The organism is Actinophytocola sp., assembly GCF_036002505.1.
Lineage (GTDB): Bacteria > Actinomycetota > Actinomycetes > Mycobacteriales > Pseudonocardiaceae > DASYTH01.
The window spans coordinates 1-6,776 of the sequence record NZ_DASYTH010000236.1; the positions used below are offsets into that span (position 1 = coordinate 1).

The window sequence follows — 6,776 nt, forward strand, 5'->3', positions numbered from 1 at the left end:
CAAGCTGCAGGCCTCGGGTTCCGCGTTGACCGGCAGTGACGGCACCTTCTACCGGCCGGGCGTTCAGGCCTGGTACAACAACTTCATCCTCGCCGAGCCAGGACACCCGGACCACGTGTGGGTGGGCCTCGAGGAGGTCTATGAGACCATCGACGGCGGGACCGACTGGACTACGCCGGGTCCGTACTGGAACTTCGGCCCGAAGTGCTGGGCGATCTTCGATGCGGAGAACACGTGCCCGCAGACCACCCACTCCGACCAGCATTCCGTCATCACGTACGGTGGCCGGGTCTACGTGGGCAACGACGGTGGGCTCAAGTCGCGGCCGATCAACGGCACCCTGGACAAGCTCGGCCATGCCAACGACTGGGCGAACCACTCGCAGGGCCTGGGCACGCTTCAGTATTACTCGGTCGGTGTCGGCAGTGACCCCGAGCGGGGAGGCTACGCGATCGCCGGTGGCCTGCAGGACAACGGCGGCTCGCTGCTGCGCGGCGACCGCAAGGACAACCAGGGCAACATCGAGATGGTCTCGCCGTTCGGCGGAGACGGCGGCGACATCATCGTCGACCCCAGGAACGGCTGCTACATCCTCGACGAGTACGTCTACCTCGAGCTGTGGATGACGACCAACTGCGGTCAGACCGACGGGTCGAAGAACGCCATCATCGACGTGGGCGTGCCGGACCCGAACCCCCGGTTCACCGCGCCGTTCCGGGCCGTGCGCGGGTCGGAGAACACCGGCGACCACGCCAGCGAACGCTGGGTCGCCGGCGGCAACTCCGTCTGGTCGCACGACCTCGGGTTCTCCACCACCGAGCAGCAAGCCGAGTCGCTGGCCAATCACGGCTGGACGAAGCGCACCACCCTCGGCACCGCCGGCCGAATGGTGGTCGGGCTGGACGCGGTCGCCGATCCGGCGGCGAAGCGGGACGCGTCGAAGGACGTCATCGTCGCGGCCTGGTGCGGCGAGAGCAACTGCAACAGCGGCGGCTTCTCCCGCGGCGTGCAGACCAACTTCGGCGGCAGCTGGCATGAGCTGGACATGAACGGGCTGCCCACACGATTCCCGAACGCCGTCTACATCGACAGCGTCACGGGCGGCACGGCCACGATCTACCTCGTGTTCAACGGCTACAACCGTCGCTTCATCGAAGGCCCTGGCGCCCAACAGGACCACGTGTGGAAGGGTGTCCTCACTGCGAGCGGCGGAGTGACCTGGACGAACGAGTCCGCCGGCACCCCGGACGTACCCGCCACGGACGTCGTCCGCTACGGCGACAAGCTCGTCGTCGGCACGGACTACGGCGTGATGGTGGGCACCCTCGACACGGCGGGCAACGTGACCGGTTGGAAGCGAATCGGTGGCGTGGCCGGCGCGGCGGGCGCCCTGCCACTGACCACCGTATTCGACATCACGATCGGGCCGGACGGCTTCCTCTACGCGGCCACCCACGGCCGGGGCATCTGGAAGACGCCCCTGACCACCTTGTAGCCCCCCGCGGAACGCCCCTCCCGAGCCCAGCCGGGAGGGGCTTCCGTGATGTGACAGTGGTGCTCAGATGAGGTCAACTACGGGGCGGCGCGAAGAACTCCAGCGCTATTCCGTCCGGGTCCTTGAACGACAGGCCGGACCCGTACGGCGCGTCGATGATCTCGCCGTGCTCGATGCCGAGTTCGTCGAGCCGCCGCTGCCACTTCTCCAGCTCCGCTCGGTTCTGGACGCCGAAGGCGACGTGGTCCAGACCGCGCCGGTACGGGTGGAACCTACCGTTATCGGGCATCACACCCGGGAAGACGTGCAGGCCGAGCAGGCTGTCGCCGACGGCGTACACGATATGGCGGAACGGGCCGGTGTCCTCGTCGAGGACGGGTTCCGCACCGATCAGCCGGGTGTACCACGGCACGCTGTCGGACGGGTCGGAAATGGTGATGGCGACGTGGGTGAGACCCGGGAATGTGGACACGATGCGCTGCTCCTTGTCGCAGTGACGATTACGGACGATCCGCCGTCGGCGCCGCCGTCATCAGACGTTCGATAGTGAAGATGTACGCGGCGACAGATGGCGCCTGAATCGGCAGACGTTACGTAGCCCGGACGGCTCGCCTACCTATTTCTCGCGGGGCAACACACCTAGCTCGGCGGCGCGGGCCGGGGCCTCCCGCCGGCTGCGCAGGCCGAGCTTGGCGAGCACGGCGGCGACGTGGGCGTCGACGGTACGCACGGACAGCACGAGCCGCTCGGCGATCTGGGCGTTCGTGAGGCTCTGCCCGAGCAGACGCAGCACCTCCACCTGGCGTCCGGTCAGGCCCGCCGGGTTGTGCCGGGTCACCTCGACGGGCCCGCGCGGGATGCGCGCGACGCCCGCCTCGCGCAGCCGGGCACGGACCCGCCGGGCGAGTGGCTCGGCGCCCAGCGCGTCCAGTTCGGCGAGCGCCTCGAGCAGGTCCGCCGGCTCCGGGCTGTCGGCCAGGGCAGCGGCGTGCTCGTACGGGCAGCCCGCCGCCTGCCACGCCGCCGCCGCCTCCCGCCACTGCCCGGCCGCTTGCCACGCGTACGGGTGCTCCGGCTTGTCGGCCTGGATCGTGCGGCCGAGCCTGGTCATCCAGTACGCCAGCTCATCCCGCAGCGGAGCGACGCGCAGCCGGCGTGCTTCGGCGTACGTCCTCTCCAGCGCGGCCACCGCGCCCGGATCGCCGCCATGCAGCCAGGCTGCCTCCGCGCGGACGGCGGCGGCCGGTCCGGCGCGCTGCAGCTCCTGTAGCTCCTCGGCCACCTCCCAGGCCTGTCTCACCAGGTCCGCGGCACCCGGCTCGCCCCGCCGCAGCCGGATCCGTGCCAGGATGACCAGCGCCGGACTGCGTATCGACATCGGCGCGTCCGCGCCGGACTCGGCCGCTCGGATCGCCTCGTCCCAGTGGCCGGTGGCCAGCTTCAGGAGGCCGAGTTCGACGCGCAGGTACGTCAGGAACACCCGGTGCTCGGCGGTGTCGGCCAGCTCGATGCCCTCGAGCAGGTACCGCTCGGCCTCGGCAAACGAGAAGTCCTCCAGCAGGTTCCAGATCAGATTGACGTACGCCCGGCCGGCGTGCTCGATCTCGCCGGCGGCCAGCGCCACCCGCAGGCTCTCCTTGAGCACCGGCGGTCCGTCCCGGTCTCCCATGGGCCACTTCGCCAGGCCGACGTTATTGAGGGCATGCGAGAGGATCGCGGCGTCGTCGATCTCGCGTGCCAGCCGCGCGGCGCGCTCGCCCCATTCGATCGCCTCGGCGTGCCGCTCGGCCAGCGCGTGCAGCTGGGACTGGTTGCTGTAGGCCATCGCGAGTAGCCGGGCGTCGCCCGCGTTCGCCAGTACCGCGATAGCCTCGGCGCCGGCCCGGTCGGCGGCCGGCCGGTGCCCGGACCACCACTCGACCCGGGACAGCCAGCGCAGGCTGGCGCCCAGCGCGCGGGCGTCACCGAGCGTGCGGCGCAGGTCCACTGCCTCCCGCTGGGCCGCGAGCGCCGGGCCTTCGTCGCCGCAGATGTAGGACTCGATCGCGTACCGGTCGAGCAGGTCGGCCTGCTCGGCGAGCCCGTACGCGGACCGGTTGTGCAGGGTCAGCCGCAGGTGCGCGGCGGCCTCCCGGTGGGAGCCGGCCGCGGTCGCCTCGCCGGCTGCCCGGGGCGCGTACCGGGCAACCCCGGCGGCGTCACCGGCCTCGGCCGCGTGGTGCACGATGGCGGAAAGGTCGGCCCCGTCCCGGTCCAGCAGCGCGGCGAGTACCCGTTGGTTCAACTCTATCCGGCGGGCCGCCGGCAACGAGTCGGCGATGGCGCGGCGGATCAGCTCGTGCCGGAAGCTCACCCGGCCCGGCGTTACCGTGACGAGCCCGTGCTGCTCCGCGATCGCCAGCGCTGGCACGCCGCCCGGGACGAGGCGGTCGACCAACCATCTATCCAAAGTGGACGGCACGACGGCGAGCTGTTCCAGCGCGTCCTGAGTGGCGAGATGGACAGTCCGGGTCCGGGCGAGCACCGCGTCGACGATGGTCGGCGGGGGATGCGCGACGTCGCCGGCCGCGATCACCTCGGTGACGAAGAAAGGGTTGCCGGAGGTGAGCGCGTACACGTGACGCGCGTCGAGGCCGGTCGCGGCGCTCAACTGCCGGACGGCATCGGGGGACAGCCGGGCCAGCGGCAGCCGGCGTACCCGATCGGCGCGGGAGGCCAGGCCGAGCAGGTGCTGCAAGGGATGCTCCCGGCCGACCTCGTCATCCCGGTAGGTCAGCAACAGCACCACCGGCAGCCCGGCCACCCGGCGGACCAGGTAGCGCAGGACGTCCAGGGTCGCCTCGTCCGCCCAATGCACATCCTCGACCACCAGTACGGTCGGGTGCCCGGCCCAGCTCAGCTCCGTACGCAGCGCGTCCAGCAGCTGGTTGCGGTCCCCGCCCTCCTGCAACGCCCGGGTCAGCTCGGTGCCGACGCTGCCGGCCAGATCCCGGAACGGTCCGAGGGCCCGGCGCGTGGCCAGGTCGTCGCAGTATCCGACGAGCAGCCGACTCTCCGCGGGCAATACCGACCGGACCGCCTCGACCAGGATCGACTTGCCGATCCCGGCCTCGCCGCTGACGAGTACCACCGATCCCTCACCGGCGGCCGCCTGCCGCGCGGCAGCGGCCAGCGCCGCCAGCTCCTGTTCGCGCTCCAGAATCAACCGGGCCACCAGTGAATCGTCGCACGCACGGCAGCTACTCCCGGTGCGGTCAATTCTCGGAGACGCCGTTTCTCAGAGCCGGGTTGAGAACCGGCAGCGTGGCGTGTTCGATCAAGCGGTAGGCCAATCGACGGGTCGGGCGGCGTGGTAGGACTGCATCGTGAGCTTCTTCGCCGGATTCGGGCCACCCGACGGAGGCGTCGCTGGATTCCGGGTGGTCGCGGGCAACGCCAACGGGTTGTCCCGGGTACTGCTCGCGGTCGGGCGCTTGCCGTCCGCTGACGTGGGTCCGGTCCATCTGCATTTCGGGGAAGAAGTGCTACATGTCGTTAGCGGCCGGCTGCTGATCAGGGTTGGGGATCTTCGGCGGGAGTGCGGCCCGGGGGATGTGATCGCCGTGCCGTCGGGTACGTGGCACGGATTCCGTGCCGTGGAGGACACCGTGCTTGAGGTGGTTGCCGAGCAACGGATCGGCACTGTCTTTCCGGTCCGACGTCCGGGCGGAGGCGTGGAACTGGTCGAGGTTCACCGAAAGGACATGCCGTGGGGTCGACCACCACCGGACGGCAGCGACTGGACCAGCGACACGGACATGCGCGGCATCCTTGACGCTGTTGACATGGACGTCGGAGGTGCCGATTGACGAACCGGATCAGGCCGCCTGCGGGGCGGGTAAACGGCGCTGAGCGCGGTAGCGGGCCAGACGCCGGGTCATGATGATGACCATCGACCACTGGACCATGGCCGCGTGGTGGGCGGGCTGTCGCTCACGCACGATGTCCACGCTGAGCCCGACAACGGTCTTGGCCCAGATGACCGTTGCCTGCCGTAGCCGCCGTCGCACCCCAGCTCGGCGACGCTCGTCAGCGTGGGTTTCCCCCCGTAACGTGGAGACATCGCCTTAAGGGAGATGGCGATGGCAGAGACGCGCAGGAAGTTCGAGCAGGACTTCAAGGAGGGCGCGGTTCGGCTGGTCCGGGAGACCGGTAAGCCGATCGCGCAGGTGGCCCGGGAGTTGGGTATCCACGACGGGACGTTGGGGAACTGGGTCAACGCTGACCGGCGTCGCCGTGGTGAGAGCACCGATGGGCTGGGTGAGGACGAGCGGGCCGAGCTGGTGCGGCTGCGTCGGGAGAACGCCGAGCTGCGGATGCGGTGTGACGTCCTCAAGCGCAGCATGGCCCTCTGGGTCGAGGAAGCGATGGGCCGGTAGCCGTGGCCGCGTTCATCGCCGCTCAGAGGGCGCGCTACGGCATCCCGTACGCGGTGGCTTGCCGGGCGTTGGGGGTGTCGCAGTCCTGGTTTTACAAGTGGCGCCGCGGGGACACCTCGACGCGGCGGGCCCGCCGGCGACAGCTGGCCGACGAGGTACGCCGGCTGTTCGAGCGCCACCGGGGCCGGTACGGCAGTCCCCGGATCACCGCCGATCTGGTCGAGGCCGGCTGGAAGGTCAGCGAGAACACCGTCGCCGGGCTGATGCGCGAGCTGCACCTGACAGCCCGACCCCGCAAGAGGCGCAAGGCCACCACCCGGCCCGACGGCGGCCGGTGGCGGGCACCAGACCTGGTACGCCGACGGTTCGCCGCACGCCTACCCAACCAGAAGTGGTTCGGTGACGGCACCGAGGTCGCCACCGGGCAGGGCAAGCTGCACCTGGCGTCGGTGCTGGACATCTTCTCCCGCCGGGTGGTCGGGTTCGCCCTGTCCGAACACCACGACGCCGACCTGGCCTACGGAGCCCTCGCCATGGCCGTGGCGGTGCGCGGCGGGCAGGTCGCTGGGGTCATTCTGCATACCGATCAGGGCAGCGAGTACACCGCGCGGACCTTCCGGCAGGCTTGTGGGCGGCTGGGTATCCGCCAGTCCATGGGCAGACCCGGCTCCGCGTTGGACAACGCCGCGATCGAGGCCTGGCATTCCACCTTGGAGTTCGAGCTGCGTTCCCGGGAATCCTTTGCTACCAAGGCAATCGCTCGTGCCCGGGTCGCGGCCTGGATCGACGAGTACAACCGGGAGCGACGTCACTCGGCCCTGAGCATGCAAAGCCCGATCAACTACGAACTGGCCCACACCCGC

Annotated in this window: 7 protein-coding genes; 4 read left to right on the plus strand and 3 right to left on the minus strand. The window is 70.2% G+C overall.

From position 1 onward, the window contains the following. Window positions 1-1,495: hypothetical protein (locus VGR06_RS21530; protein WP_327560924.1), on the plus strand; the 1,495-nt coding region annotated here is incomplete at its 5' end. A gap of 73 nt (window positions 1,496-1,568) precedes the next feature. Here the strand turns inward: VGR06_RS21530 and VGR06_RS21535 are convergent. Both VGR06_RS21535 and VGR06_RS21540 read right to left on the minus strand, forming a co-directional pair. Continuing rightward, window positions 1,569-1,967 (minus strand): VOC family protein, encoded by a 399-nt coding sequence (locus VGR06_RS21535; RefSeq protein ID WP_327560925.1) that lies wholly within the window; start codon window positions 1,965-1,967, stop codon window positions 1,569-1,571. A gap of 144 nt (window positions 1,968-2,111) precedes the next feature. Further along, window positions 2,112-4,709: an ATP-binding protein gene (locus VGR06_RS21540; RefSeq protein ID WP_327560926.1), complete on the minus strand. Its 2,598-nt coding sequence runs from the start codon at window positions 4,707-4,709 to the stop codon at window positions 2,112-2,114. A 151-nt stretch (window positions 4,710-4,860) separates the two neighbouring features. On the opposite strand from VGR06_RS21540, the gene VGR06_RS21545 reads away from it, so the two are divergent. Further along, a complete protein-coding gene (locus VGR06_RS21545) occupies window positions 4,861-5,343 on the plus strand; it encodes a cupin domain-containing protein (RefSeq protein WP_327560927.1) in 483 nt (160 codons plus the stop codon). Between the two features lie 9 nt (window positions 5,344-5,352). Here the strand turns inward: VGR06_RS21545 and VGR06_RS21550 are convergent, their stop codons facing one another. Continuing rightward, complete coding sequence (locus VGR06_RS21550; RefSeq protein WP_327560928.1) at window positions 5,353-5,475, minus strand: hypothetical protein; 123 nt, start codon at window positions 5,473-5,475, stop codon at window positions 5,353-5,355. A 141-nt stretch (window positions 5,476-5,616) separates the two neighbouring features. Here VGR06_RS21550 and VGR06_RS21555 point away from each other — a divergent pair, with 141 nt between their 5' ends. Together VGR06_RS21555 and VGR06_RS21560 are read left to right on the plus strand one after the other, a co-directional pair. Next, window positions 5,617-5,913 carry a transposase gene (locus VGR06_RS21555; RefSeq protein WP_327560929.1) on the plus strand — a complete coding sequence of 99 codons (297 nt, stop codon included), beginning with the start codon at window positions 5,617-5,619 and terminating at the stop codon, window positions 5,911-5,913. Between the two features lie 2 nt (window positions 5,914-5,915). Continuing rightward, a partial coding sequence (locus VGR06_RS21560; RefSeq protein ID WP_327560930.1) for an IS3 family transposase occupies window positions 5,916-6,776 on the plus strand: 861 nt, incomplete at its 3' end.